We start from the raw sequence: 26399 nt of genomic DNA, 5'->3' as shown, positions 1-26399 counted from the left end.
CACAATCTTTTTTACATACTCTCACGAGAAGGCGAGAACTCCCTCTCCCCTGTTTCTCGTACTCTCTCCTCCTCTTGTGCTCTCCATGCTCTTCTTTGAAACAGACACCTCCGCCACTTCGTGGCCCTCCTCCCTCAAGCGAGGACCTAAGATCATCATCCAAAGAGCTTGATAAGTCTTGAAGCTCTGCTCGGAGAACGGCGAACCGATAACGGATAACCCTTTCTTATTCAACTCGCACTTGTCACTTGCAACTGTTTCAAAGATCGAGATCCTGGCCAAGAAGCACGAGGATGACGAAGTGAGCTGGTTCTGATAAACTGGATTTCGTCATTCTTTGCGTGATAGGGGTTCTAGCTCTTTGATCTTGACCAACCACCAACCACGTACGACCAACAACCGCTCTTAGCCCAGCCTTGCGTCCCGAGACGGTTTTCTGGGCCTGGGCTCTTTACAGCGTACAGCGGGTCTCCGTTCTTAAGCGATCAGCGGCTCTTTGCCTGCGCCAGCAGACTGGCTCATTCCATTTTTTCTAGGTACGATAGTGTAAAATGCAATAAGGGGGAGGTGGCAGTAAGTGAAGAAGATAGTCGTCAGAGTCATTGCTGGAATTGTTCTGGGCCTGATTAGCTGGGGAGTAGCAGTGTTCATCTTCAGCGATGGAATTGGAGAGTCTTTCTCAGCAATAACGTCGGTAGAAAAAGTAAATGTCTTGATGGAGATTGATCAGAACGGTCTGCTTACGGTAACGGAGACCATAGACTACGTGTTCAACAAAGCTTATAGAGGAGTGTATAGAGAGCTTCCTGCAGACAGAGCCGGAAGTCTGTATAGCTCAATTGAGGTAACAGCTGTTGGCAAAGAGATCAAGTATATTGAGTCTATGGGCAGCGAGTCGTCACGATCAGTTAGGGTATGGTTCGTTCCTTACAATTCTTCGAGCGTTACCCCAGTCAAGGGAGAAGAGAGAGTAAGCGTCACTTACAAATACAGTATTCGAAGAGCCGTGGAGATAGGCACTGACATTGCCCAGATTTTCAGAAAGGTATGGGGTGAAGATACAGCAAGCTGGGTAGGAGAGATTACCGCGAAGATTGTGTTTCCTCAGAATCTAGATATTCTTGACTTCTTCACGCATCCGCCTGTCGAAGTCAATCGTAGTGGAAATACTTTCGATCTGAAAGCAACGAATATACCACCGATGACGTATGTTGAGTTTAGGGCAGTCATTCCAAAGGAACAAGCAAATGCAATGAATATGAGGAATATAGCTCTTGGTGGAGCATTTGATAGGAAATTCATCGATGAAGCAGAAAGGGAAGTTAGTCTAGTTGTCCTCTTTGGAAAGTGGATAATCCCGATTGTAATCGGCTTGCTCACTCCGTTCGTCCTTATTAGGACTCATAGAAAGCATGGGAAGGAAATAGATATCGGCTACTTCGCCGAGTATGAGAGAGAGCTTCCGACGGGTGATGCTCCAGACGTAATCAACGCTGCCGTCAAGAACTTAGCCGGGTTTGTCGACAACGACGGAATTGGCTCCACGATTATGGAGCTGTACAGAAAGGAATACATCGATTTTCAGAAGGGGAAGGGAGACAAGGTAGAGGGAATTGTAATAAAGAATCGAGACGACACAAAACTAAGACCGACCGAAGCGGCCTTCCTGAAATTCATTGATAAATACGACAAGGATGATGTTTTTAACTTCAACGATGTTAAAAAAGAAGTGACGAAGAAGCAGTCCAAGGCGCGTGTTTTCACAAGCGAATTCTCGAAATACAAGAGCAAGGTCAACGATACGGTACGTAAAATGCATCTTATAGATTTGAAGGGCAAGTCAATAGTAAACGGATACTCATTCCTGATGCTCGTTGTATGTGTGCTCCTTCTTGTTTTCTATTCAAAACCTGACCTTGCCCCCATGCGTCTCTTTTCACTCGCATTCTACGGAGTGATCTGGACGGTTAGCTGGGTCATCATATTCCTGCCGAAAGACGTTTTCGGAAGATGGACAAAAGAGGGAAGGCTCTTCTATCTAAGATGGCTTGGTCTGAAGAAGTATTTAGAAGACTACTCCCTCCTGAATGAGAAACCACCCGAGTCAATAATCCTCTGGGAGGAGTATCTGGTGTACGCAACCGCACTCGGCATAGCGGACACCGTAAGGAAGAATCTAAACAAGATCGTGCCTGAGGATGTCTGGAGAGAACAGAGCAGACATCCATACATGTACTATCCCGTTACAGCATATGCCGTGAGCTCCTTCACAGGAGTAACAAGGGCGGCCTCTTCTGCTTCAAGCAGTGGTTCCGGCGGAGGAGGTGGATTCAGCGGCGGTGGCTCTGGCGGTGGAGGCGGTGGAGGCGGAACCGGAGGCTTCTAGCAGCCCGAATATCGTCAGCGCTCCTCGGCTACAGTAAGCTGGTGCTAGATGAGGTTCAGTAGCGAAGTTCAATTGAGATGATCAATTAACCTTATGTTTTCAAAGGGCGAGTTGGTCTCGAGAGCACCGTGATATAATCAATCGGAAGTTACCCAACGGAGGAGCACCCAAGATCAGTAGACGTTCATCAGGGGATTGGAACGGATCGAAAGGCGAGGGTGCCGAAGAAGGCGGAAGCCCCAGCGACCGACTTCTGGGCATACAGGAAAGACCTGTATGACTGTCACGAAGATTGCGTGGAGAGCCGGTGGGTTTGGAATAAGACATTATTTCAAACCATTGAAGTGTTCCCGTTTTCTTCGGGAGCACTTTTTCTTTTTCAGGAGGTGGTTAAGTGCGACTCGCTATAGTAGGCGCTACCGGGGAAGTGGGCCGAATGATGTTGAAGAAACTTGAGGAGGAGGGATTGGCTTCGGCAATGATCGACCTCTTCGCTTCCAGACGCAGCGCCGGAAAGAATCTAGATTTTGCAGGTGCGAGACTTGAGGTCAAAGAGCTTCGCGAAGATTCATTTGACAAAGGATATGATTACGCTCTGTTTTCGGCTGGGGCATCCGTTTCGAAAAGCTTCGCTCCCATTGCCTCAAGAAAGGGAACAGTCGTAATAGACAATTCTTCGGCCTTCAGGGCAAATCAAGAGATTCCGCTTGTTGTACCCGAGATCAATGGGCATCTTATCGAAGGCTACAGGGGAATCATCGCCAATCCAAACTGCTCAACCATTCAGATGGTTATTTCGCTAAGCGGGGTTTATAAGAATTACGGAATTAGGACTATTGTTGTATCCACATATCAGGCGGTTTCGGGGGCGGGGAACAAGGGAATCGCAGAGTTGGAGGATCAGGAACGAGGAGAAGTCACTCCTTCTGTGTTTGTGAGACAGATACACAGAAATGTTGTGCCGGTGATCGGCGATCTGCTCGATTCCCGGTTTTCTTCAGAAGAGGTGAAGATGGTTAATGAAACGAGAAAGATCTTCGGAGACGATTCGATTTCCGTTTGGCCTACAACGGTGAGGGTACCAGTTATTCATGGCCATTCTGAATCAGTTTTCTGCGAGACTATCAGACCATTTTCACTTACAGAACTCCGCGAGACTATCGAGCGTTCTGATCATGTAGTTTACTCCGAGGAGCATATCACTCCGCTCGAAATAGCGGGCTCCGATCTCGTCCATGTTTCGAGACTCAGAAGCTTCGACAGCAATCGTTTCCTACTCTGGAACGTGGCGGACAACATCCGGGTAGGAGCCGCTACGAATGCCGTTAGGATTCTGAAAACCCACATAGGAGGCGCTTGACATGAAAGGGGCATATTACTCGGCAACTGGAAACAAGTTTCTCGTAGTCGATTCGAGAAACATAAGTTTAAGTGAAGAGGAAAAGCGTCTGCTCGTTCTCAAGTATGTTGGTGAGAGCGATGGTGCGATCTTCGTGGAAAGCGGCTTCATGGATTACTTCAACCGTGACGGTCTTAGAGCCGCCTTTTGTGGAAATGGAGCAAGAACCTATGTTCATTTCATTCACGAGAAAGAAAACTCTGGGTCAGTTGAATTCTCGTCACATGCAGGGGTAATTTCAGGGCTGGTGGAAGACGTGGTCTCAGTGAAGATGCCCCCACCCCGCTTTCTTGGTTCCTTTGAAGAGGAGAAGTATCGCGGGGAGATATTAGTTGTGGGCGTTCCTCATCTCGTAATGGAAGGCAGCACAGAAGCCATAGATTGGGGTGCTCTTCTTCCACTCAGACATCTGTATGATTCAAATGTTAACATATATAGCGTTATCGAGGCCGGAAATCTAAGAGTTCGCACTTTTGAACGAGGTGTCGAAAGAGAGACGGGTGCCTGCGGAAGCGGGGCTACTTCAGTTGCGTGGGTATACTCGAGAAAGACAGGCCATAACAAGGTCGCTTTGCAGGCCAACGGAGGACTTCTCACTGTAACCTTCAGAGACGGTGCCGCATATCTGGGAGGAGGTGTAGAGAAATGTTCAGAGGAACTGGAACTGCAGTTATAACGCCCTTTAAGAACGGTAACGTAGATTACGAGGCCTTCAGAAGATTTCTTCAATTCCAAATGGAAAACGAGGTAGATGCGCTTGTAGTACTTGGCACAACCGGTGAATCTCCGACGATAGGTGATTCCGAACGCTCTCAGCTGATAAAGATAGCGGTGCAGGAAGCGAATGGGCTTATACCTGTTATCGTAGGAACCGGAACGAATTCGACTACGAAGAGTATCGAACTGTCGATGAAGGCGTTCGACGATGGTGCCGATGGTGTGCTCGTTGTTGTTCCCTACTACAACAAGCCCACTCAGGAAGGTCTTTACAGGCATTACGGAGAGATCGCCACGCGCGTGCAGGGGCCGATAATCATCTACAACGTTCCCGGAAGAACCGGAGCCAGCATGCTTCCGGATACTATCTTGAGGTGCCTCGAGTTCGCTAATATAGTTGGAGTAAAGGAAGCAAGCGGAGATCAGTATCAGGTGGATTATCTTATCTCAAGTCTCAAGGAAAGGGAGTCCACGTTCAAAGTTTTGTCGGGAAATGATGATCAGGCCTTTCACCTCTGTTGCAGCGGTGGAGACGGTGTAATATCGGTAATCTCCAACATCGCACCCTGGAAGACTTCAACGATGATTCGATCCATTCTACTTGAAGACCTAAAGACTGCCAAAGACTTACATCTCGAGCTACTTCCGATCATGAAGGCATTGTTTGTGGAGTCGAACCCCATACCCGTCAAATATGCGCTAAGCCTAATGGGTTATTGCGCAAACGAACTTCGCCTTCCTCTCAATGAGTTGTCCGACACGAATCGAAAGGTTGTGGAACGTGCTATGAAAGAGAGTGGTGTGCTGTGAGATATGGACTAATCGGCTCTTCTGGAAGAATGGGAAAGGAGATCATTGAAACTTTCAAAGGACATGACCTCGCTCTTGAGGTTAGTGACACCGGTATATTCAGGCACGGGGAACCCGAAATCATAATAGATTTTTCGAATCGCGAAGCTTTGAAGACCGCAATTGAGATGGCTTATCAATTCGGTGCAGGAATCGTTACAGGAACGACTGCTCTAAACCAGTCAGACATTGTCGATCTTAGAAGGCTCGCAGAAAAGGTCCCGGTAGTTCAGAGTTTCAATTTCTCCACCGGTATAAACCTACTGAGAATGATCTTGAAAGAGTATTCATCTCTGCTGGAGGAATTTGAAGCAGAGATAATTGAAGTCCATCACAGCGCGAAGAAAGACGCTCCTTCCGGTACCGCTATCATGCTTAAGGAATCCGTAGGGAGGGATCTGCCTATCCATTCTGTACGGACGGGAGGCATCCCCGGAGACCACACAGTGTTTTTTGCCAACGAGGGAGAGGTTATAGAGATAAGCCACAGGGTCATCTCTCGCAAAGTCTTCGCTATAGGTGCACTGAAGGCTGCAATGTTCTGCGCTGAGAGGGAAAACGGTTTCTACTCCTATGAGGAGGTTGTCAGATGGATGCAGAAACGATAATAAAAATGATAAAAGACTCCAAGAAGAAGACGCCTTCTGTTTGCTACCTTTGCGGTGATCTCGAAGGTTTCAGATCTGGAAACACCACGTTCATTGGAGGAAGGCATTTCGGCATCATCTTTGGTGACCTGAAAGAGATAAGAGAAATACTTGAAACGAACTCCGAAAAGATAACCTCTCACTATCTCGAGGTGAGGGCAAGAAACTCTGCTCTTCCACTGGCTGAACTCGAAAATTATCGTGCAAGGATAGAACCAGGTGCAATAATCCGAGAAACGGTCGAGATCGGAGACAACGCAGTGATAATGATGGGAGCCGTAATTAACGTTGGAGCTGTCATCGGTCGTGAAACAATGATAGACATGAACGTAGTTGTCGGAGGTCGTGCGATAATCGGTGCCAACTGTCATATAGGAGCCGGTGCCGTAATTGCCGGAATTGTCGAGCCACCAAGCGCTACGCCTGTAATCATAGAAGATAACGTACTGGTCGGAGCAAATGCGGTCGTTCTAGAAGGCATAAGGATAGGAGAGCACTCGGTGATTGCAGCGGGAGCGGTTGTGACTAAAGATGTACCCCCGCGTTCGGTTGTGGCCGGAATGCCGGCGAGGGTGATAAAGCAGTTCGACGAGAAAACTGCGAGTAAAACCAGCCTCGTCAAAGAGCTGCGCGAGATTCGGGAGAGCTAGATGATTGTCCAGAAGTATGGAGGCTCTTCTGTCGCCAATGCAGAGAGAATAATGAACGTTGCAACAAGAATAAAGAAACGAGTAGATGACGGCGAAAAGATGATCGTTGTTGTTTCGGCTATGGGAAAGACAACCAATGATCTGATTTCCATAGCCGAAAGCCTGACTCCTGTCCCTGATGAGAGGGAGCTTGCGATGCTTCTTGCGACAGGAGAACAGGTTTCGGCGGCGCTTCTTTCTATAGCTCTTCTTAGTATGGGTGTCCGTTCGATCTCGCACAACGCAATGCAGCTTGATATAAGCACCGTTGGAGATTTCAGCAACGCAAGAATCGCAGATCTTAACCTCGAAAAGATGTATGCAGAACTTGAGAACTATGATGTGATAGTCGTTACAGGTTTTCAAGGTGTCGATCGCGATGGGAATCTTACTACCCTCGGGCGGGGAGGATCGGATACTTCTGCTGTCGCGATTGCTGCAAAGGCTGGGGTCTCATGTGAGATATTCAGCGATGTCGCCGGAGTCTATACCTGCGATCCCAAGGTTCACAAAGATGCGAGAAAGCTCCAATTCATTACATATGACGAAATGCTGGAAATGGCGGCTCTAGGGGCAAGAGTCCTTCACTCGAGATCGGTGGAGATAGCAAAGAAGTACAACGTTGAGATCCTTTGCCTGTCGTCATTCAACGAAGAAGGAGGAACCAGAGTAGTGAGCAGGCTTCCCGAATGGCTGGAACAGCCTGTCGTAACGGGTGCTACGATAGACACAAACCAGCTGAAGATAACGATAAACAAATTGCCCGGAAATACGGATGTTGTCAGCAAGATCTTTCAGGCCGTTGCAGGTTCGAATTTCAACGTTGACATGATATCTATTGTGAATGACAACGAACATATACACCTTGTATTTACTGTTCTCTCGGCCAGTCCGGCGGCGATAAAGAGGACTATAGAAAACGTCCTTGTAGATATCGACAACTGGGAACTCGCAATAGATGAAGATGTTGCGAAGATATCTACGGTTGGCGTCGGCATGAAATCGAGCGCAGGGGTAGCCGCCCGTTTCTTCCTTGCACTCCAGAAGGCTGGGGTCAGGATAATCGCGACTACTACGTCTGAAATAAAGATCTCCGTTCTCGTACCGAAATTACAGGCAAGCACAGCCCTGAAGGCGTTGCTTGACGAGTTCGAATTGTGAGCTGAGTACAATGCTTTCAAACGTATACTCACCATTTCCTCTCGAGATAAAGAGTGCACACGGAATAAGAATCAATACTGACAGGGGCGAGTTCATCGACACATTTGCAGGAATAGGAGTACTCGCTTTCGGTCATACGGATGAAGCAACGATTGAAGCAGTCTCCAGGAAGATGGGAAGGTATTCTCACACATCAAACTACTTTCTCGACGATGATGCCGAAAAGCTTAGTGAGAGTCTCCTGAAATTTGTCAACTCCAGCGGCGAGGTGTATTTTTCAAACTCCGGCACCGAGGCCACAGAAGCTGCGATCAAAGCTGTAAGGAAGTTGAGAAAGGGGAAAATGATTTCCTTTGAAGGTAACTTTCATGGGCGAACCATCGGCGCTCTCTCTTTGACACATAGTGAAATACTGCGAAGGCCTTTCGAACCGCTTCTCCCCGACGTCCTCTTTCTTCCCAAGAATGCGGAGGCATTTTCTGAATCGGTCAAGGAAAATGAAATCGCCGCCGTCTTTGTAGAATCGATACAGGGAAACAGCGGAGTCTACTTGTATCCTTCCGAACTGATCGAAACGATTGAAGTACTCAGGAAGGAGAAGGGCTTTCTAGTGGTCGCCGATGAGATTCAGTCAGGCCTTTGTAGAACAGGCGAATACTTTGGCTATCGGAATTACGGATTGGAACCGGATATTGTAATACTGGGAAAAGCCGTTGGAGGCGGCCTGCCTCTTGGCGCAACTGTCTTCAGAAAGCTATCACCGTTTTCTCTCGGAGATCACGGCTCAACATTTGCTCCGAACCCTCTCAGCCTTGCAGCAGGGCTCTCAGTTGTGTCTAGAATGAATTCAGCCCTTCTCGAAAGTGTTAGAATAAATGGAGCGCGTCTTATGCAAAACCTCAAGAGTCTTCCTTGGGCCAGGGGAGTTCGAGGTAAGGGTCTAATGATAGGAGTCACGACCGAAAACCCTAACGGGGTGAAAGGCCTTGCCTTTGAAAGAAAGGTCTTGCTCAATGTAACTGGAGGGAGCGTAAGGTTTTTGCCAGCGCTTAATATCAGGTCTGAAGAGATTGATGAGATAACGGAAAGGCTGAATTTTGGAGGTTGAGATGATTGATTTTCAGAAGCTTGCTGGTGAATTCGGTACGCCGCTATATGTATACGATGCAGAAAAGATAAGAAAGAGAATCGACAAAGCAAAGAGGGTTTTCGAGGGGCTGGATGCAGAGATAGTCTTTGCGTTGAAGGCAAACAGCAATCCCGCTCTTCTAAAGATAATGGCAGAAGAAGGCATTGGTGCGGATGTTGTTTCAAGAGGTGAGCTCCTCGCATCGAAAATGGCCGGCATGAAGCGAATTCTCTGGAATGGTAACGGAAAGACCCATGGAGATATTGTGCATTTCACAAATCAGGGTGTTGACACTGTCTGCGTCGACTCGCTGCAGGAACTGCCTCTATGGGATGGGATAGATGTCGTGAAGCTTCTAAGAGTCAATCCGGATGTTGACGCGCACACTCACCCACATATCTCGACAGGACTCAAAGCCCACAAATTCGGAGTTCCAATCGAAAAGGTCGAGACGGTGGCCGACAGGATCGATGGCCTACATCTTCACATTGGATCTCAAATCACCGAAGTAGAACCATTTGTTGACGCCTATTCCAAAGTTCTCGAATGTGCTAAGCAATTCGGTTTCAAGCACATCGATCTCGGCGGGGGCTGGGGTATTAACTATGAAGGCGAAGAGCTTGATATAGAAAAGTTGCGGGCGGCCGTCTCGGGAATGTTCTCTGACTTCAATGGGAAACTGATTTCAGAGCTGGGTAGATTCATCATCGGTCCGGCAGGATACCTCGTGACTTCAGTAGTGAGTGTTAAACCCTCGGAAAAAATCTTTATCGTTACCGATGCAGGGATGAATGCACTGATAAGACCTGCCTTATATGATGCTCATCACGGCGTTATAGTCCTCTCCGGCACCAAGAAGACGGCAACTGCCGATGTTGTCGGTCCTCTTTGCGAAAGCGGCGACATACTTGCAAGAGGCCGGAAGCTCGAAGTGCCTATACCAGGTACGGCAATCGTATTCGAAAACGCCGGTGCCTACGGCTTTTCTATGGCAAACAATTACAATGGTATGCCGCTGCCCGCAGAAGTACTCGTCGATGGTGATTATGTCAAACTTATCCGCAGACGCCAAAGTATAGAAGAACTCTTCACAAATGTGAAGCTGTGAAGAACCGTTCTTCGTGAGCCTTACAAGGGAAATAACATCTGGCGTCCGACGACTCAATTGAGAAAAAACACTTTCGAGACGTTCGCTACGCTCACGGAGAAGGCGAGTGAAAAGTCAGTCACTGCTGGAATTAGACGCAAGGCGCCGAAAGAACATCGGCGGACGCAAGGCTGGCTTCGCCAGGTCGCAATGCCCGGAGAAGCATCCGGGGACGCAAGGCTGCCTTCGGCAGGAGGCGATTTTGAAGCCTGTCTGTTCGCACAGACCAGTTTCGGCTTTGCGAGACCAATAAGAAGCATCGAGAAAGAGCTGGTAGAGACGGTCGCTGCGCTCACGAGAGAACCGAGATCCTGACCGTTATTATGTCAGAATCACATAAAAAACGGCTGTCATCCCGTAGAGCCTGCTCTGACGTGATCCTGTTCAGGGCAACTGATTGGGATCTCGAGTCATAGATCCGCTGAACGATTTGATGAGAAGTCCTCCGTCAGCCGTCCAAGAGCAAGGACCCGTCCTCCGATAAGATCAATCGAGAAAGAGCATTGTCGAGACATTCGCTGCGCTCACAAGAAAGCGAGAGAAAAGCCAGTCTGCTTACGCAAGCCAGTCACCTTCGGTGGCCAGTCAGGCTTCGCCTGGCCAGTCTTTGCTTCGCAAAGGCCAGTTCCGCTTCGCGGGCAAAATAGCCGTTGGACGCTTAAGAATGAGGACCCGCTGAGCGCTGACGAAGACAACGTTGTACGTCAACGGTCTGCCGTCCTCCGAGAAGACCGAGACCGCTGAACGCTTAAAAGCGGTGAACCCGCTGAACGCTGTGAAGAGCCGCTATGCGCTTAAGATCAAGGCCCCGCTGAACGCTGTGAAGAGCCGCTATGCGCTTAAGATCAAGGCCCCGCTGGACGCTGTTTAGAGCCGACTTTGAAAGCAAACCCGAGAACCTTTTTCTTAAGGAAAGAGCACTGTCGAGACGTTCACTGCGCTCACGAGAAGACAAGAACTCTCTCCTGTTTCTCGTACTCTCTCCTCCTCTTGTGCTCTCCATGCTCTTCTTTGAAACAGACACCTCCGCCACTTCGTGGCCCTTCTCCCTCAAGGAGGACCTAAGATCATCATCCAAAGAGCTTGATAGGTCTTGAAGCTCTGCTCGGAGAACGGTGAACCGATAACGGATAACCGTTTCTTATTCAACTCGCAACTTGTCACTTGCAACTGTTTCAAAGATCGAGATCCTGGCCAGGTACACGCCAGCTACTGAAAGTGAGAAATGGCTTTCATCCCCGTAAAGCTGCTCCTAAATCCGCTCGCTTTGGTCATCCCGTAGAGCCCGCCCTGAAAGCCTGCCCCAAAATACTCCTGTTTGGGGTCTCCTGTTCAGTGCAATTGCAAGGGATCTGCTTTCTCTCCTTGTTCTTCGTAGTCTCGAATATGGTCTTTCTCGAAGCGAAGCTTCATCTCAAACTCAAAGCGTCTTCTCGCTTTCTAGGTTCGCTTTCGCTCCGTTGGAGAATGGCTAAGCGATTACGGATAACCGTTCATTCTTTTCAGTTGCATCTTGTAGTACTTGCAGCTGCTAGAAAATCGACGAGCCCTTCGGCTCGACTTCTACAAGTTCGATGATTAGTCCTTCTTCTACAACTATTCTTCTGTATGCCAGTTTGCCGTCAGTTTCCACTGCCCTCTTCGTGGTGAGTGAAAGAGTGTTAAGTGAATAATCGATCGCATCGCTATGTCTATGACCAAAAAGAGCCAATGCTACGTTGCTCCTAGTGAAGAGATCAAGCAGCTCTCGTCTCTGTTCAGTCTCCTCAAAAAAGATCCATCTGTCATCGTAGAAGTTGTGATGGCCAAAGAGTATGATTTTCTCGCTTCCTATTCTCTTCAATTCTTCTGTTATCCATTCCATTTGTTCTTCAGACACTACTCCGCTCACAAATCCATACTCTGAATCGGCCGTATTTAGGCCCAAGAAGTGCCATGAACCCCACTCGAAGCTGTAGTAACAAGGCCCAAATAACTCTTCCCACAATTCCATCCCATTTATCCTGCCTGATCTTTGTGTATCGTGATTACCCGGAACAATAAACACGGGAAAATCACAATATTCAATGGTCTTCTCCTTTATGAATTCCCAGTCAGTTGTGTAAGCAAGGGCGGAACTGGAAAGATCGCCTGTTATCAGCATGAGATCGGGGCTCTCTGCCCTGATCTCGTTCAGCAGTCTCTCGAACAGGAGCATATTCTCCGGCTTGCTTAGCAGGTCGAGATGTGGATCGGTAAGATGGACGATGGTAAAGGATTCATCAAGAGACCCTACTCTGACAGCATTTTCTTCCAGCTGCCTGTAAACTACCCCGGAACTCGCTGCAAGAACCTCGAGGGAATAAAGACCTTCAGTAATTCGATCTGGAATTACGTACGTGTGTTCAGCGATCTGCGATAATTCATATGCGTTTCCCGTTCTGCCCATTAGTCTTGCTCTTTGCTGTGAATAACCTTCCTTTGTTATTACCTCAAGAATGCGATTATCACTGAGATATGGGAAAGCGAATCGCGGAGAAACGATGAATTTCTCTTCAGCAGAAATGCTCTCAGATGAAGGCTTTTCCTTCAGCGAGGTGCTTGTCTTAACGATATTCCATCCGAGATTTGTCTTCATTGTGAAACCCAGTGTACTTTCATCGAGCCAGAATGGATTCGTGGTCAAGAAAATGTCCTTCGTTGCTGCAGTAATCGTATAGTCGAAGAGATCCATGATGAAGACTTCGACTTCTCCTCTGTAATCGGCAACAAATGAAAGCTTTGTACCATGGGGTGACCATACCGGAGAGAATTCGTTGAATGAACTGCTGAGAATTCCAGTTGTCTTACCGGTTCTCATATTGAAAGCCACTATGTCCCAGTCTTTTCCGTTCCAGTGCTGGAAGGCAAGATCGTTACCTGTAGGGGATAATGTAGGTGACCTCGCATTCTCAGCGACAGTCGTCCTCTCACTGGACGACAAATCCTGTTTCACAACAAACCATTTGCCATCTCTTCTTTCCGAGTAAAGCAAGAAGTCCTTCTTGGGAGAGATTACGGGTTCAATCTGGTCATATGACTCCGATGTCAGAGTCCTGATTTCTTTGGTTGCTGCGTCATATGAATATATCTTCCAGTCAGCGTTTTGATCATCAGGCAAGATTCTTCCTGCAAAGAGCAGCACATTGTCCTTGAGGTAAGGGAATTCGGCTTCCCCCGGGAAGGGTATCTTGCTTGACACGTTTCCCTGAACGAGTTCATAGATTGCAGGCGGATAGTTTTTGGTTCTTGTTCCCTTTTCCTTGTATAGGCTAGCAAAAACCTGTTTTCCATTTGACGCCCCAGCAATGTTAGAAGAAAAGAAATCATTATCGGACGATGACAGCTGAGTTATGGCTTCCACGTTCTCAGGAAGTACGAGATCTCTCGTCTCTTCTTTCTTTGTGGTTTCAGGTTCTTCCTCTGTCGGAGTGAGTAGGTCCTTTCTTGTAATTGTAGTTAAGAACAAGATCCTGTTTTCTGTCTGTTCACGAATATCTTCGTCAATGGTGGGTCTGACATAGAACTCCCCTTCATTATCCTGGATCAGGACTCCCTGTACTGCAACGAAGCTTCCATCGCCAAGAGCAGATATGTCTATGCCGGCATAGTCATAGAACTTCACTCTCATTCCAGAAGATACGCTGTCGAAATCACGGTCTGACGGTCCAGTCAACCAGAATCCCCTGGTGATTGTTTCATTGTCGTAGGCGCTTATCTTCCCGAAAATCATCACCAACGAACCTTCGAGATTTCTAAGCTGGCTCTTTGCAGAATCTGTAAATATGATCGCAGGATCCGGCAATGTCTCTCCTTTTCTGATTATCTCAATATCATCAGGAGAGGCTGGTCTTATGACAAGGCTGTTTACATCTGTTGTATAGCCGACCGTGGTGAGTGTTCCCTTTACTCGTACAAGATCACCTTTTTCTACGAGCGGCTCCTTGAAACCTTGAGCATAGATGAGGATACCGGCGCTCTTGTCCGTCAGAGCGAAGTAATTAGCCGAGTCGTGCCAGAGGCCTGAACTAACCATTGCTATCCCTTCAACCTCAACGATGTTGTCTAGAAACAAGTACCTACCTTCGGATCTCTGTCGAATATCATTGATAGTAACGGTTATCGGGTCTGTGCTTTCGGCAATAGCTTCTTTTTTCACTTGCCTTTCTTGAGGAGATAATAATGTGAAGATGTCGTAGCTGCCCGCACCATCAGGTCTGTTCAATCCCGAAAAATACAGTATCTGTCCATCGGTCCACAGACTTCTTTCGTCGAGAAATGTATTCATTTGCTCTCTAGGATGCTCTATACTCCTGGTGTAAGGGTCCCAGCGATAAATATCGTAGCCTCCGATTGAGTCATCCCTTGCCGAATCAAACCATATAGAACCGTCAGGAGCAAGGAATACCGACCATTCATCGCCGCCGGTGTTAAGAAAGCTGAGATTCTCTGGCGATGACCATTTCCCGTCGATTGATTCAGATCTCCAAATATCTCTTCCTCCGATAGGCTCCTTTCCGTTGAAGGTGCCTCCCGACGTGAAATATGCGATAGTCTCGTCTGAGTTCACCCATATATCCCATTCCTTCTTATCCGTGCTGAGTTCAGCAACTAGAGTTCCTTCTTCCCAGCCACCCTTTTCTTCATCAAATACCGATCTGTAGAAATCATAGTCAGTATCGGCCGAGTATCTACCAAAATACATAACCAACACTCCGTCATTTTCTATCACACAGGGGTTAATCTCGTACTCCGATGTATTGATATCGCCCGGAAGCCACTGTGGTTCAGCCCATTCTCCGTTTTCAAGCGTTGTGTAGTAGATATCGTAGTTTGTCCCGGCGAAGTAAAGAATGTCGTCGTGAAGCCACGGCATCCTCTCTATTCCACTCGAGCAAAATGGCAACATCTGCACTTTTATCTGACCAAAAGTCATGATGCTCATGAGTGCGATTGCCAAAACGAGCAATGTTCGTTTACCTTTCAAAGTTTTCACCACCTTTAGTCGTCTTTCATAATGGGGTGCTGCTAATGATTAACTTGAATAGGTTCATGTGTTCTTCCGCTTTCATATGCTGCTAGAGCCACTCTTAGAGCTTCAAGCCCATCTTCTCCTGAGGTCAAAGGCTCTCTTTTCTCGACTACAGAATCAACGAATTCCTTAACCAGCGCTCTGTCGAAACTGTCTCCGAAATTCTCCCAGAAGACTCCTCTCTTGTTTGAGAAGACTCTCAGCTTCGCATCAAAGGCGCTTATCTTGAGCGAACCGTCTGTACCGACAAGATTGAGAGTGACATCTCCCCAGTAAGGATAGGCTTCAGGTCTTGACCAGCTGCAGTCGAGACTCATGAAGGAATCGTTAGAAAGACCTAGCAGGAGGAGGCCACAGTCTTCAACTGGGATGTCGTAGATGAGTCTGGCGTATTCGGCCGATACCTCTTCAATCTCAACATCTAGTAGCCAGCGGATAATATCCACAACGTGAACGGTATGATCCATAACCGCCCCTCCGCCGGAAAGCTTCTCATCCACGAACCATCCTCCGGGCATTCTTCCATGATTTGTAGCCGAGACCGAGAGGATTCTGCCGAGCCTGCCGGTTTCTATTTCCTTCTTTGCCTGCTGAATCGACGGAGCGTATCTAACGGGGAAGGCCATCTGAAGGACGACGTTGTTTTCTCTCGCCGTCTGCAGCATCGATCTCGCGTCTTCTTCAGTTGTGGCAATGGGTTTTTCACACAGCACGTGTTTGCCATTAATCATTGCAAGCTCCGCATATTGCTTATGGAATGAGTTTTCGGAAGTAACTACGACCCCATCCGAGTTTTCAATTAGCTTCAGAGGATCGTCAAAGCGTTCTATGCCGAAGAGATTCGAGGTCTTTGCGCTTCTAGAAGAATCTTGATCAAATACACCCGTAATGCTTGTTTCTGAGAGAGACTGAATCTGCCTTATATAGCTGTATCCGTGCGTGTGGGCTATTCCAAGAACCCCAATCCTGAACACCTACACCACCTCCAGGAGCTTCACAGGTCTCCCGCTTTCTGCAGATCGGTTGGCGGCCAGCGAGATCTTCAACGCCTCAATAGCCTCATTACCATCAACGGGAACCTTTCTTTCTTCTTTCACCGCTTCTATGAACTTCTGTATGTGTAATCCATAAGGATCATTGGCTGTGGGGGTGCTCTTTGAGAAAGACGGGAGATCCTTAGACGCAGTCTGCACCCTAATAGTGAAATCCTCATCGCTGTCGTAGGTTATCATTCCATCTCTACCCACGAATTCGAAAGAAGTTGTGAATTTCGAAGGAGCGTTTTCCGGCTCTGCCCAGCTGCCCTCGACATGTGCCAGCGAACCGTTTGCGAATTTGACGACAGCTATGGCATGGTCTCTGTTTCTGCCTGGATGAGAAGGAGTGTTTTTCACGCTTCTTGCGGTTATGGACTCTACTTTTCCCAGGACCGTTCTCAAGAAGTCGAAGTCGTGAATGGAAAGATCAAGAAGAACTCCGCCGCTTCTAGCGAGTTCGTCGAACCAATTGTTCCAGCCGTGCTTTGGAAAGACACCACCGCGATACATCCTTGCCATGACCACCGTGCCTATCGCTCCGTCTTCCATAAGGCTCTTTGCCCTAGAGTAAGAGTCAAAGAATCTCACTACATGATTCACACCCAGCAGAACGCTGTTTTGCTTGCAAACCTCAACCATTTCTAGAGCGTCTTTGAGAGTACGAGCTATTGGTTTTTCGCAGAAAACATGCTTCCTGTTTCTTGCTGCTTCCACCACAAGATCCCTGTGTGTATCCGTAGGTGTACAGATACTGACTACCTCTATTTCGTCATCGGTGAGTATCTCCTCCACAGTGGATGCTTTTGAAGAGGTGAGTCTTGCACATTCCAGAGTCTGTTCCCTTGAGAGACTCGCTACTGCTTTCACATTGACGTCTTGCAGGCTGCTGTACGCAATGGAATGAACCTTTCCCATCATTCCACAACCGATAATCCCAACGTTTGTCATACAAGTTCCTCCCGAAATACTCTATATTTTCAAGTTAATCGTCTCGATATCGAGAAAATCACTTTCCTTCAGATCGAGTTCCTGGATGACTCTTTTCAGATAGCTCCTCTTGGAAACCTGCTCAGGTATGTGGGAATCTGTTCCGTAGGAGAAAGCAACTCCCGATCGTTTCATAATATCCAGAACTTCTAATCGCGGCGTTTTTGATGGCTCATGTATTTCGAGTGCAATATCGTTTGCCTCGAGATCCTTTGCCAATCGCGAGTACCAGTCAAACGTGAAGTACTTGTGAATGATCTGCCGTTCAATCTCCCTCTTCTTGTCGAATCCCGGATCGTGATCAAGAAGAGGTAGAAGCGGGAGATAGCCCTCGACGTGCCCAAGAATCTGAAAGCCTCCTCTTCGTGCATTTTCGGCAATGATACCTTTGTAAGCTTGCCAGTAATCTTCACTGTTTGTTCCCTCTAGCGGAACTCTGTGAAGACTCGCAATGATGTACTCTATTTCGCCCATCATAAAAGGGAGTAGTATGCCGCTCTTCCCGAGCCCGGTTTCCACGCCGAGATGAGCGGAGATGCCGAGCCTCCTGGCGCTTTCTTTGAATGCTCCGAAGGCCTCAAGATAGTCTTTTGTGAATTCTATGCTGGATGGATGGTTTAACTCAAAGTGATCAGTCACGCCACATACACTTACATTGCCTTCCAAAGCTTCAAGAAGCCGGGAAAAAGTCATCTCTCCGTCTGAATAGCTTGTGTGCAGATGATAATCAAGTTTTGTCAGATTCAATTTTCAAACCTCATTTCTTCAGTGAAATTCCATCGAAATCGACAGATGATTTTATGTTAAGTAAATCGAGGGTTGTTGGCGTAATGTCGACTAGAGTACCTCTCTCTACACAGTTCTTTGTCTTGTGAATATCTCTAAACATGAACACGGAGGGCTCCTCGTGGAAAGTTCCGTGATATCCGAAAAAAGACCCGGGCCTTCTCGACTTCAATGAGTTTGAATATCCTCTTTTCAAACAGAAGGCGATGTCAGCATACTCGGGGTTGTGCAACTTCTTCATTTCTTCTTTTGTATAGACTCTATCTGTTACGCTGATTTTCCTCAGAGCATCCACGAGCAGAGCTGTCCTATTCATTGCTTTTTCCGTCAGAGTGTAGATGTTTACGGTTGGGTATTTGAGCATAAGAATGTCAGTCTCTTTAGAAACCCTCTTTCCTTCCTTACCAAGTTCGGCTTCGAGACCGATCCTGGCAATAACTTCACCTAGATCAAGATCCGTAGGATTTTCGGCCAATGACATGGAGTGATCGGAACTAATGACTATAACGAATTCTCCAAATGTCTCTTCAAGAAAGTCGGCTAAAAGCTTCAACTCGCCATCTATCTCTTCCAATTCTCTTATCGTCTTGTGGTGAAGAGGTCCGTATCTATGCCCCGCACTATCCAGAGACTGATAGAGGCAGAAGATAGCGTCATACTTCTTTTCTTTACTCTCCTTTGTTAGCGCCTTCCGTATTGCATTGCTTCTGTTTCCGTCAACCTGGACATGCTTCACTCCCTTTCTTCCCTGAAGCATGAAATGCTGTATCGAGAGGATGGTGTAGTTGTTTTCGTATAAACAGTCGGTTATTGGCGCTCTTTTGAGATCTCTGAGTCTACCCTCCACTCTCATCTCTTCTCTGTTCAGGATAGTGTTGGAGTATATGCCGTGTTTTTCGGGATATACACCCGTCAATATGGTGCTCATCATGGGTGTGGTAAGTGTAGGAAAACACGATCTCATATTCCTCACCACGGAACCAGTCTTGGCAACACTATCCAGGAAAGGAGTCCTGGCCTTCTTCAACACCTCCGGACCAAGCGAATCGATAGTAACGAAGAGGAGAGGGATATTCTTCATTTCAGGACCAGCCTCGAAACGACGGGCAGATGATCCGAAGCGTATGAAGCTACAGTGAACGCATCGACGATCTCGAAATAGTGATTCACGAAGATATAATCAATCTGCCGGCCCGGTCTATCTGCCGGTATCGTATGAAGACTCTTGTCAAGCGCATGATTCACCGAATTGAAGTGGTTAAAAAACTCGGGGACACCGTACTGCAGATCATACCACTCGGCGTTGAGATCGCCGGCAATAATCGCCGGAATCTCTTCGTGCTCAAGATACACCTCGAGAATCTTTCTGAGTTCCGTCTGGATTTCCATGATCCCGCCGAGACCGAGATGCGTGCCCATCACCAGGACTTCCCGGCCCTCGATCTCTGTGACGATTGCGGAACAACCTCTATCCACGGCAAGCATCCATTCTGGTCTCGGGAGCACAAAACCAAATTCGGCCGTTATCGGGAATTTACTGAGAACAGCGTTGCCGTAGTTGCTCCTGCCCTCCGCCAGACTGAAGAAGTAGCTCATGTTGAGTTCCTTGGCAATAATCTCTGCCTGTCTCAGTCCTGCGCTCCTCGGATTTTCCTGATCGACTTCATTGAGAATAAGAATATCTGGATCTACTTCCCTTATGGTCTCGACAACTCTGGAAAAATCCAGGACACCGTCTATTCCCAATCCGTGCCTTATGTTGTAGGTCATGACAGTCAGAGATGTTCCCATCAGAGTCCCTCCAAGGAATATTGAAAACATAAAGCAAAAAACTATTCTGCGCATATAATCACATCCAATAGTCCGCAGATCTTTCGAGGAATCTCCTTCAAATGGTAAAATCCCGTGAAGACATGCGATCCTTTGCCGTAGGCAATTATAGGCACATAGGCAGCAGTGTGGTCGTTACTCGACCAGCTCAAGGAAAAGTCACCATCGGGTTTGCCATAAGGCACCGCGACTCCTCCGGTCTCGTGGTCTGAAAGCACGATCAATAGATCGCTTTCCAAAGAGAGCTGTGAAAGCAAATAAGAGAGTACGTCCCTGAAGGCAGCCAGTTCGGCCAGCACGGCCTCTGAATCGTTGACATGAGAAGCATCGTCAATTCTGCCGGCCTCAATGACGAGTAGCTTGTTTCTCTCTTCCTGCATGAATACAGCTAAAGCCCTTTCGACCATTTCCAAGAGAGTGGGCTCACCGGGAATCAATTCATTCTCAAAGCTTTTGTCTCCCATGGTTACAAGGGCAACGGTTCCCTTCAGCATTTCGGAATCCGGAGATCCAATCTCCTCGAAATTCAGTCCAAGAACCCTGTAGCCGCTGTCTATGAGTTCGTGTATTCTGCTTCTTGGCGTCGGTTTCTGAGTAAAGGGATTGATTCCCAGCTCTTCAAGACCACCGGCAAAGAACAAATCGAGGGGACTTTCCATTAGAAAGTCTGTAATTACATCCGTTTCCTTCCTTTGCGCATGAGCGTAAAGGGCTGCCGGAGTGGCGTCGTAGTAACGTGTGTTTGTAACCAGGCCGAGCCACCAACCCTTGTCTTTCAGGATATCCGCCAGCGTCTTCACTTCTTCTCCTAATGCATTCATGCCAAGATACCCCGTCAGTGTCTTCACACCGGAAAAAAACGCGGTTGCGGCGGCAGCCGAGTCGGTTACAAGATTATCTAGAGCCTCATTTCTGCCGATACCGACTACGGGACTGTGGCTTCCCATGACTTCTCCAGTTACCAGTTCCGATATGTATAGATGGTTAAAACCCATCCCGTCACAAATCAGGATGACGATATTCTCAGGTCTACTGCTTTCCAGCGAGAGAAAAACAGAAGAAAAGAATACTAAAAGCATAAAGAGAGTCGAGAGCTTTTTCATATTACCACCCCTACTAGCCCTTCAAACCGGTCATCGTAATACCCTCGATGAATTGCTTCTGCAATTTGAGATACAGCACCACTATCGGTATAACGGCCATTGCGGCGGCCGTGATCTGAAGGTGCATCAAATCCCCGTAACGCTGGGTGAAATACTGTACTCCGAGTTGAACAGTCCTGTGTTCATCGTTGTTAACAACCAGAAGAGGCCACAGGAAAGCGTTCCAGGTCGCCATAAAAGAGAAGATCGCCAGCGCAGACAGTGGTGCTCTTATGTTTGGAATCACGATGATTCTAAAGATCTGAAACTCGGAGCATCCGTCTATCCTGGCCGCATCTATCAAGTCGTCGGGAATAGTGACAATGAATTGCCTCATGAGAAATACGCCGAAGATGCTTACTGAACCCGTTATAATCAGAGCCAAGTAGGTGTCTACGAGCCCCAGATTGTAGATCATGATATACAGCGGGATTATGGTAACAGGAAAAGGAATCATCATCGCGCCGAGCAGAGTCTTGAAAATCGAGTTTCTTCCTCTGAACCTGTATTTTGCAAAGGCAAAGCCGGCGAGGCTGGATGTGAGCAATGTGAGAGTGACCGCAACGGTAGTTATTAGAATGCTGTTCAAGTAATACCTCAAAAAAGGAACGGAACTGAATACTTCGGCGTAATTCTTTAGGGTGAATCTGTCAGGCAGGAACTTAGGGGGGAATCTCATAAGCTCACTTTGATCTTTGAATGTAGACAAGATCATCCATACAAAGGGCATAATCATTATTATTGAAAATGCTATCAAGAGAGTATATGAAATAGAATATACAATTATGTTGCTCTTCCTCTTCGATCTCAAGGTCACTCCTCCTTGAAAATCTTTGTGACCCTCATCTGAACAAGAGTAATCACCAGTATTATTGCAAACAGAACGATTGACATTGAACTAGCATAGCCCATCTGTAGCTTATTGAATCCCGTCTGCCAGATGTAGAAGACAGCCGTTTTCGTATCTGCATTTCCTCCCGTCATCATGTATATCTCCGTGAAAACCTGAATCGCGCCGATCGTCGAAGTTATGAACACAAAAACAAGAGAGGGCTTCATGAGCGGGATTATGATGTTCTTGACCTTCTGCCAACGCGTTGCTCCGTCGATATCCGAGGCTTCCAGAATGATACTAGGTATGTTGTTCAGCCCGGCCAGGAAGATTATTATGCTGTATCCAACGGACCTCCAGACTGAAACAAACACAACTGACCAGATGGCTATTTCGGGATTGCCCAGCCAGTTTATCGGCTCCGCCCCGAAGAGTCCTATGAGATAATTCGCTACTCCGTAATACGGATGATATATCCATGTCCAGATAACGCTTATCGCAACAACCGATGTCACGGCCGGAAGAAAGTATATCACTCTGAATACGCTCTTGAACTTCGGGATAGAGTATATGAGGAGAGCAAAGAAAAAGGAAATTACGATTTTCACGGGTATAACGCCAAGAGCATACTTAAAGCTTATCCAGAGCGATCTCAGAAAATACTCGTCTGTAAAGGCCTTCCTGAAGTTCGCAAGCCCCACGAATGGTTTGTTCGGCACGAGGATATTCCACCTGTGAAACGAGATAAAGAAAGCGAACATTGCCGGGAAGAAAGTAAGAAAGCAGACTCCAAACAGGGACGGCAGAATGAAGAGATACGGAGCCCTCTTCTTATCCGGAATCAGTCTTACGACGGCAACGAGAACCACAACGCTGCCGATCAAAGAGATCCACCATCCGTAACCGGCAATGCCCAGGAAATCGAGGAAGAACTTTGATCTTAGAACCTCCTGCCATTCAGTTCTCATGAAGATGATCGTGATGTTCAGCACCAGCAAAGAGACAGCTGTTCCAAGAAGAAATGAGATCTTCCCTATCGCAAGGAACAGTGCAAAAAGGCAGACCAGGACAATATAGACGGGCAGGAGGTTAAACGCACCCCAAAAAGAGAAGTCAGCAACCCTATACACAACTTCTCCCGATGCGTAGGGCAGGAAGAAAGAGAGAATTATTAGTAACAACCCTGCAGCTATTAAAATTTTACTCAGTGAATTATCTGATAGCTCTACCATTGAAAGACCTCCGAATCAGGCTTGCCGCTAGACCCCGGTTTAGGATCAGAATATTCCAAAGGTCTCTTCGAGATACTGGTTGATTTCGTTTATCGCCTTCTTGAGCGCTTCCTCAGGATCGGCCCCTTTGTTGATTATGCTGTTGTACGCCGTTTCCCTAAGAAGAGCCGCCGGATTTCCCCAACCGGCAGAGAACGTTGGCACAGCATAATTCAGTGAATCCAGAATCGGGCTCAACAAAGGATCATCTGCAAACTCGGGATCATTGATCACGCTATAATAAGAAGGGAGTTCTCCTGTATCTTTGAACCACAGTTTCTGGGCTTCGGGCGAGCTTATAAAAGCAAGCCACTTCGAAGCGATCTCCGGAGTTCTGCAATCGCTCATGAGAACAAGAGCCCAGCTTGTCAAAACCGAGCTTCTGCTTCCTGTCTCGGGGTGCGCCGGAGGGAGTGCGGTTCTGAATTCGAGATCGGGATGCCCGCCGACCTGGAAAGAACCGACCATTGCTCCATGTCCGAACACCATAGCTTCTTTTATCTGTCTGAATCCCGTCCACCTCGAACCAAATTCCGGTACATATACTTCATGTTTCAGCACTGCATCAGTCAAGAATTTCAGGCCTTCAAGCTGAGCATCTTCGTATGCGACTTTCTTTTCTTCATCGCTTGCCCAGAATGTTGCGCCTGCCTGCCTCATGAAACTCTCAATAACCGGTTCGTAGCCTTCAATTCCCAGCCCTGATTGAACCATCTTGTTTCCTTCCCAAATCGTCAGCTGTTTTGCGTACTCAAGGAGTTCGGTCCAGTTTTGAGGAGGGCTATAGGGGTCAAGACCCGCCTGTTCGAAGAGATATGGATTGTAGAAGAGAACAATTGTCTGAACATCTGTCGGAAAGCCGTACAGCTGACCATCGATAATCAGCTTGTCAATAGCCGCTTCTATGCACTTCTCTCTCATCTCTTCCGCCGTGGCGACACTTGCATTTATTGGTTGAATCAATCCATAACCGAAGAACTCCTCCATCGCCGTGGCTGGAATCTGTGCGACATCTGGCCCACTTCCCGCTGCCAGAGCAGCAAGTAGCTTAGTCTTATACTCTGAATATGGTATTGTCTGAACCTTGATTTCTACATCGGGGTTTTCCTTCATGAACTCTGAAGCCATTTCCATGATAATCATCGCTCTGCTCGGTGAATGGTGCATCCAGTGGACGATAGTTGTTTTTGCCATTGCAGAAGTAATCAAGAGCAACGAGGCAACAAAAAGTATCATAACTCTCTTTCTCATAAAACGCACCTCCTAAAAGACTCCCAGTATTCTCCCTACTGAAACAGCGAGGGGTGTTCTCAAAAGCTTCTGTTCTGTAACCTTAAGAATCATCATTTCGAGCTCGGTGTGGCCCAGCGACATATCGAACACTTTCTTTCTAAGATAATCAACCGCTTTGTCGGAGAAGAAAGGATTGCGGCTGTTGAGCACTATCGTTTCAAGCCCGAGCAAGTCGACAACATTTGCGATAGCTGCTGCAAGTTTGTCAAGTAGTTGTTGAAAGGCTCTCACGTATTCTTCGTTGCTGTTCTCCGAATATAGTTCATTGAGAAACCGCAAGAAGGAACGATCGTCCATTTTCAGACTTCCGTTCGGCACCAACCCGGAGAATCTGTCGTGAAGGTTTTTGGGATCGAAAAAGGCAGCAACACAGCCCTTTTTGCCGCACCAGCATTCGGGACCGGAAGGGTCTACCTGAAGATGGCCGAATTCTCCTGCTCCGCCATGTGGACCTCTGAAAATCCTTCCGTTAAGCACGAGAGAAGCTCCGAACTCCCTGTCTATATATAATGCGTCTCTTAAGGGAATAGAGCCCAGAAGCATTTCTGAAACCAGCAGGGCGTTAGCGTCATTCTCTATCTCAAGTGTTGTTTTCCACTCATCGCTTAGCTTCTTAAGATTTACCGTTTCACTCTGCGTGTAGAAGCTCTTCACGACATTGCCTGTCGATTCATCCACGATCCCCGGAGTCACGATGCTGAAAACGAGAACCGCAGAGATACTCTCATCGAAGCTGTTCCGAATAATCTTAGGTATTTCGTACAGTTTGTCCAGAACATCATATCTTGAATGATCCAGAGATCTTGCGTGCTTAACTCTGCCTGACAAATCGCCCAAGACTATGTTCATCGTTTTGGAATGTATGTGAACTCCGCCGACAAGCAACTCTCCGTTATTCACATTCAGCACCGAATACGGTCTTCCCTTGTGTGTGGACGGCACCGGAGGGCTATCCAGAACAAAGCCCTTTTCAATGAGTTGCTGAGTGAGTCGCGAAATAGTAGCTTTGCTCAAATTCGTTGCTTTGGCTATGGATTTTCTTGACAATCCGCCTTCATTCCTCCAGAGTTCATAAAAGACATCCTTTTCCGCCTTGGACAAACTATGCAAAGCCATCACCTCTCGAAATCGGAATCAAAGCCTGCTCACCATCAAAGACAATGAACAGGCTCGGCAAAAAGAGACAGGTTCTATTCTAGTTTGGCAATGAAAAGATCGTAGCTGCCCATACCATTGGGTCTGTCAACAGTCGAGAACACTATTATTGTGCCATCTGTCCACAAACTTCTTTCATCGTAGAAAGAATTGATCATCATCTCGGGATGACCAATTTCACCCGTAGAGGGATCGTAGAAATAGATGTCGTAGCCCCCTATGGAATCGTCTCTTGATGAATCAAACCAGATCTTTCCTTCAGGGTCGACGAATACAGACCATTCATTGCCACTTGAACTGACTTCATTTACTCTTGTCGGGGTAGACCATTTGCCGTTTTCCTTCTCGGAAACCCAGATGTCTCTCACGCCTGTTGGTTCTAGTCCACCAAAGGCACCCTTTGTGGTGACGTAGGCCTTTGTTTCATCGCTATTTACCCATATCTTCCAGTCTTGAGTCTCTGTGCTCAGTTCCAGGACAACCTCGGGTTCTCCCCATTCGCCCATTTCTTTATCGAAAACCGACCTGAAGAAATCGTAATCCCTGTCTGAACCAGTATATCGACCGAAGTACATCACGAGTTCGCCATCGTTGTTTCTAATTACGCATGGACTGATCTCGTTCTGAGAAGAGTTTATAGCTCCCTTCACCGGTTCAGGCTCACCGCAGTTTCCGTCATTCCAGGTTGCCTGGTAGATGTTGTAGCCCTGGGTAGCGAAATAAATCGTGTTTTCGAAGACCCACGGCATTCTGTCCACACCAGAAGTGTTCACAGATAGAAGCTCCGCTTCGATCAAAGCGAAAGCCGACGAGAAGACCAATAAGACAGCCACCAAAACTAACATAGTTCTTGCCATTGGAAGCACCTCCTTGAATCGCGCACTATTCAGTC

The 26399-nt window shown here is 47.4% G+C and carries 22 protein-coding genes and 1 riboswitch; of the genes, 10 read left to right on the top strand and 12 right to left on the bottom strand.

Annotation, left to right across the window (positions count from 1 at the left end):
• The first annotated feature begins 577 nt into the window (after positions 1-577).
• From V512_RS08410 to V512_RS14605, 10 genes are all read left to right on the top strand, one after another.
• A complete protein-coding gene (locus V512_RS08410) occupies positions 578-2386 on the top strand; it encodes a DUF2207 domain-containing protein (RefSeq protein ID WP_099830044.1) in 1809 nt (602 codons plus the stop codon).
• A 148-nt stretch (positions 2387-2534) separates the two neighbouring features.
• A riboswitch (Lysine riboswitch) is annotated at positions 2535-2701 on the top strand.
• Between the two features lie 79 nt (positions 2702-2780).
• Complete coding sequence (locus tag V512_RS08405; RefSeq protein ID WP_099830043.1) at positions 2781-3746, top strand: aspartate-semialdehyde dehydrogenase; 966 nt, start codon at positions 2781-2783, stop codon at positions 3744-3746.
• Between the two features lies 1 nt (position 3747).
• Positions 3748-4461 carry a diaminopimelate epimerase gene (locus V512_RS08400; protein ID WP_099830042.1) on the top strand — a complete coding sequence of 238 codons (714 nt, stop codon included), beginning with the start codon at positions 3748-3750 and terminating at the stop codon, positions 4459-4461.
• A complete protein-coding gene (gene dapA / locus V512_RS08395) occupies positions 4431-5312 on the top strand; it encodes a 4-hydroxy-tetrahydrodipicolinate synthase (protein WP_099830041.1) in 882 nt (293 codons plus the stop codon). Before V512_RS08400 ends, dapA begins: the two co-directional genes overlap by 31 nt.
• A complete protein-coding gene (locus V512_RS08390) occupies positions 5309-5959 on the top strand; it encodes a dihydrodipicolinate reductase C-terminal domain-containing protein (RefSeq protein ID WP_099830040.1) in 651 nt (216 codons plus the stop codon). The genes dapA and V512_RS08390 overlap by 4 nt, the downstream gene beginning before the upstream one ends.
• Positions 5941-6648 carry a 2,3,4,5-tetrahydropyridine-2,6-dicarboxylate N-acetyltransferase gene (dapD, locus tag V512_RS14715; RefSeq protein WP_102819347.1) on the top strand — a complete coding sequence of 236 codons (708 nt, stop codon included), beginning with the start codon at positions 5941-5943 and terminating at the stop codon, positions 6646-6648. The genes V512_RS08390 and dapD overlap by 19 nt, the downstream gene beginning before the upstream one ends.
• Positions 6649-7848 (top strand): aspartate kinase, encoded by a 1200-nt coding sequence (locus V512_RS14710; RefSeq protein WP_103134215.1) that lies wholly within the window; start codon positions 6649-6651, stop codon positions 7846-7848.
• A 10-nt stretch (positions 7849-7858) separates the two neighbouring features.
• Positions 7859-8956: an aminotransferase class III-fold pyridoxal phosphate-dependent enzyme gene (locus V512_RS08380; protein WP_099830039.1), complete on the top strand. Its 1098-nt coding sequence runs from the start codon at positions 7859-7861 to the stop codon at positions 8954-8956.
• Position 8957: 1 nt separating this feature from the next.
• A complete protein-coding gene (gene lysA, locus V512_RS08375; RefSeq protein ID WP_099830038.1) occupies positions 8958-10085 on the top strand; it encodes a diaminopimelate decarboxylase in 1128 nt (375 codons plus the stop codon).
• Positions 10086-10274: 189 nt separating this feature from the next.
• Complete coding sequence (locus tag V512_RS14605; protein WP_165775367.1) at positions 10275-10439, top strand: hypothetical protein; 165 nt, start codon at positions 10275-10277, stop codon at positions 10437-10439.
• Between the two features lie 1216 nt (positions 10440-11655).
• Here the strand turns inward: V512_RS14605 and V512_RS08360 are convergent.
• The 12 genes from V512_RS08360 to V512_RS08305 all read right to left on the bottom strand — a co-directional run bounded on the left by V512_RS08360 (position 11656) and on the right by V512_RS08305 (position 26364).
• Complete coding sequence (locus V512_RS08360) at positions 11656-15129, bottom strand: metallophosphoesterase (protein WP_099830035.1); 3474 nt, start codon at positions 15127-15129, stop codon at positions 11656-11658.
• A 41-nt stretch (positions 15130-15170) separates the two neighbouring features.
• Positions 15171-16148 carry a Gfo/Idh/MocA family oxidoreductase gene (locus tag V512_RS08355; protein ID WP_099830034.1) on the bottom strand — a complete coding sequence of 326 codons (978 nt, stop codon included), beginning with the start codon at positions 16146-16148 and terminating at the stop codon, positions 15171-15173.
• On the bottom strand, positions 16149-17159 hold the full coding sequence (locus V512_RS08350) for a Gfo/Idh/MocA family oxidoreductase (RefSeq protein WP_099830033.1): 1011 nt from the start codon (positions 17157-17159) through the stop codon (positions 16149-16151).
• A 21-nt stretch (positions 17160-17180) separates the two neighbouring features.
• Positions 17181-17945 (bottom strand): PHP domain-containing protein, encoded by a 765-nt coding sequence (locus V512_RS08345; RefSeq protein WP_099830032.1) that lies wholly within the window; start codon positions 17943-17945, stop codon positions 17181-17183.
• Between the two features lie 10 nt (positions 17946-17955).
• Positions 17956-19065, bottom strand: coding sequence for a nucleotide pyrophosphatase/phosphodiesterase family protein (locus V512_RS08340; RefSeq protein WP_099830031.1), 1110 nt, complete (start codon positions 19063-19065; stop codon positions 17956-17958).
• A complete protein-coding gene (locus V512_RS08335; protein WP_165775366.1) occupies positions 19062-19775 on the bottom strand; it encodes an endonuclease/exonuclease/phosphatase family protein in 714 nt (237 codons plus the stop codon). Before V512_RS08335 ends, V512_RS08340 begins: the two co-directional genes overlap by 4 nt.
• A gap of 41 nt (positions 19776-19816) precedes the next feature.
• Positions 19817-20917, bottom strand: a complete 1101-nt coding sequence (locus tag V512_RS08330) for an alkaline phosphatase (RefSeq protein ID WP_099830029.1) — start codon at positions 20915-20917, stop codon at positions 19817-19819.
• A gap of 13 nt (positions 20918-20930) precedes the next feature.
• Entirely contained in the window at positions 20931-21767 is an 837-nt protein-coding gene (locus V512_RS08325; protein ID WP_207759748.1) for a carbohydrate ABC transporter permease, read from the bottom strand.
• Positions 21768-21769: 2 nt separating this feature from the next.
• On the bottom strand, positions 21770-23020 hold the full coding sequence (locus V512_RS08320) for a sugar ABC transporter permease (RefSeq protein WP_099830028.1): 1251 nt from the start codon (positions 23018-23020) through the stop codon (positions 21770-21772).
• Positions 23021-23065: 45 nt separating this feature from the next.
• A complete protein-coding gene (locus V512_RS08315; protein ID WP_099830027.1) occupies positions 23066-24310 on the bottom strand; it encodes an ABC transporter substrate-binding protein in 1245 nt (414 codons plus the stop codon).
• Between the two features lie 12 nt (positions 24311-24322).
• Entirely contained in the window at positions 24323-25462 is a 1140-nt protein-coding gene (locus tag V512_RS08310; RefSeq protein ID WP_165775365.1) for an ROK family transcriptional regulator, read from the bottom strand.
• An 80-nt stretch (positions 25463-25542) separates the two neighbouring features.
• Positions 25543-26364 carry a hypothetical protein gene (locus V512_RS08305; protein ID WP_099830025.1) on the bottom strand — a complete coding sequence of 274 codons (822 nt, stop codon included), beginning with the start codon at positions 26362-26364 and terminating at the stop codon, positions 25543-25545.
• Positions 26365-26399: the final 35 nt, after the last annotated feature.

Origin of the sequence: Mesotoga sp. Brook.08.105.5.1 (assembly GCF_002752635.1) — a bacterium.
Taxonomy (GTDB): domain Bacteria; phylum Thermotogota; class Thermotogae; order Petrotogales; family Kosmotogaceae; genus Mesotoga.
The sequence above is the reverse complement of the archived record's forward strand: the minus strand, read 5'-3'. Positions and strand labels throughout refer to the sequence as shown.

Coding starts and splice junctions, on each gene's coding strand:
- V512_RS08320 (WP_099830028.1), bottom strand. CDS start 23,020: ATGGTAGAGCTATCAGATAATTCACTGAGTAAAATTTTAATAGCTGCA.
- V512_RS08330 (WP_099830029.1), bottom strand. CDS start 20,917: ATGAAAAAGCTCTCGACTCTCTTTATGCTTTTAGTATTCTTTTCTTCT.
- V512_RS08340 (WP_099830031.1), bottom strand. CDS start 19,065: ATGAAGAATATCCCTCTCCTCTTCGTTACTATCGATTCGCTTGGTCCG.
- V512_RS08305 (WP_099830025.1), bottom strand. CDS start 26,364: ATGGCAAGAACTATGTTAGTTTTGGTGGCTGTCTTATTGGTCTTCTCG.
- V512_RS14605 (WP_165775367.1), top strand. CDS start 10,275: ATGCCCGGAGAAGCATCCGGGGACGCAAGGCTGCCTTCGGCAGGAGGC.
- V512_RS08400 (WP_099830042.1), top strand. CDS start 3,748: ATGAAAGGGGCATATTACTCGGCAACTGGAAACAAGTTTCTCGTAGTC.
- V512_RS08335 (WP_165775366.1), bottom strand. CDS start 19,775: ATGGGAACATCTCTGACTGTCATGACCTACAACATAAGGCACGGATTG.
- dapD (WP_102819347.1), top strand. CDS start 5,941: ATGGATGCAGAAACGATAATAAAAATGATAAAAGACTCCAAGAAGAAG.
- V512_RS08380 (WP_099830039.1), top strand. CDS start 7,859: ATGCTTTCAAACGTATACTCACCATTTCCTCTCGAGATAAAGAGTGCA.
- V512_RS08315 (WP_099830027.1), bottom strand. CDS start 24,310: ATGAGAAAGAGAGTTATGATACTTTTTGTTGCCTCGTTGCTCTTGATT.
- V512_RS14710 (WP_103134215.1), top strand. CDS start 6,649: ATGATTGTCCAGAAGTATGGAGGCTCTTCTGTCGCCAATGCAGAGAGA.
- V512_RS08350 (WP_099830033.1), bottom strand. CDS start 17,159: ATGACAAACGTTGGGATTATCGGTTGTGGAATGATGGGAAAGGTTCAT.
- lysA (WP_099830038.1), top strand. CDS start 8,958: ATGATTGATTTTCAGAAGCTTGCTGGTGAATTCGGTACGCCGCTATAT.
- dapA (WP_099830041.1), top strand. CDS start 4,431: ATGTTCAGAGGAACTGGAACTGCAGTTATAACGCCCTTTAAGAACGGT.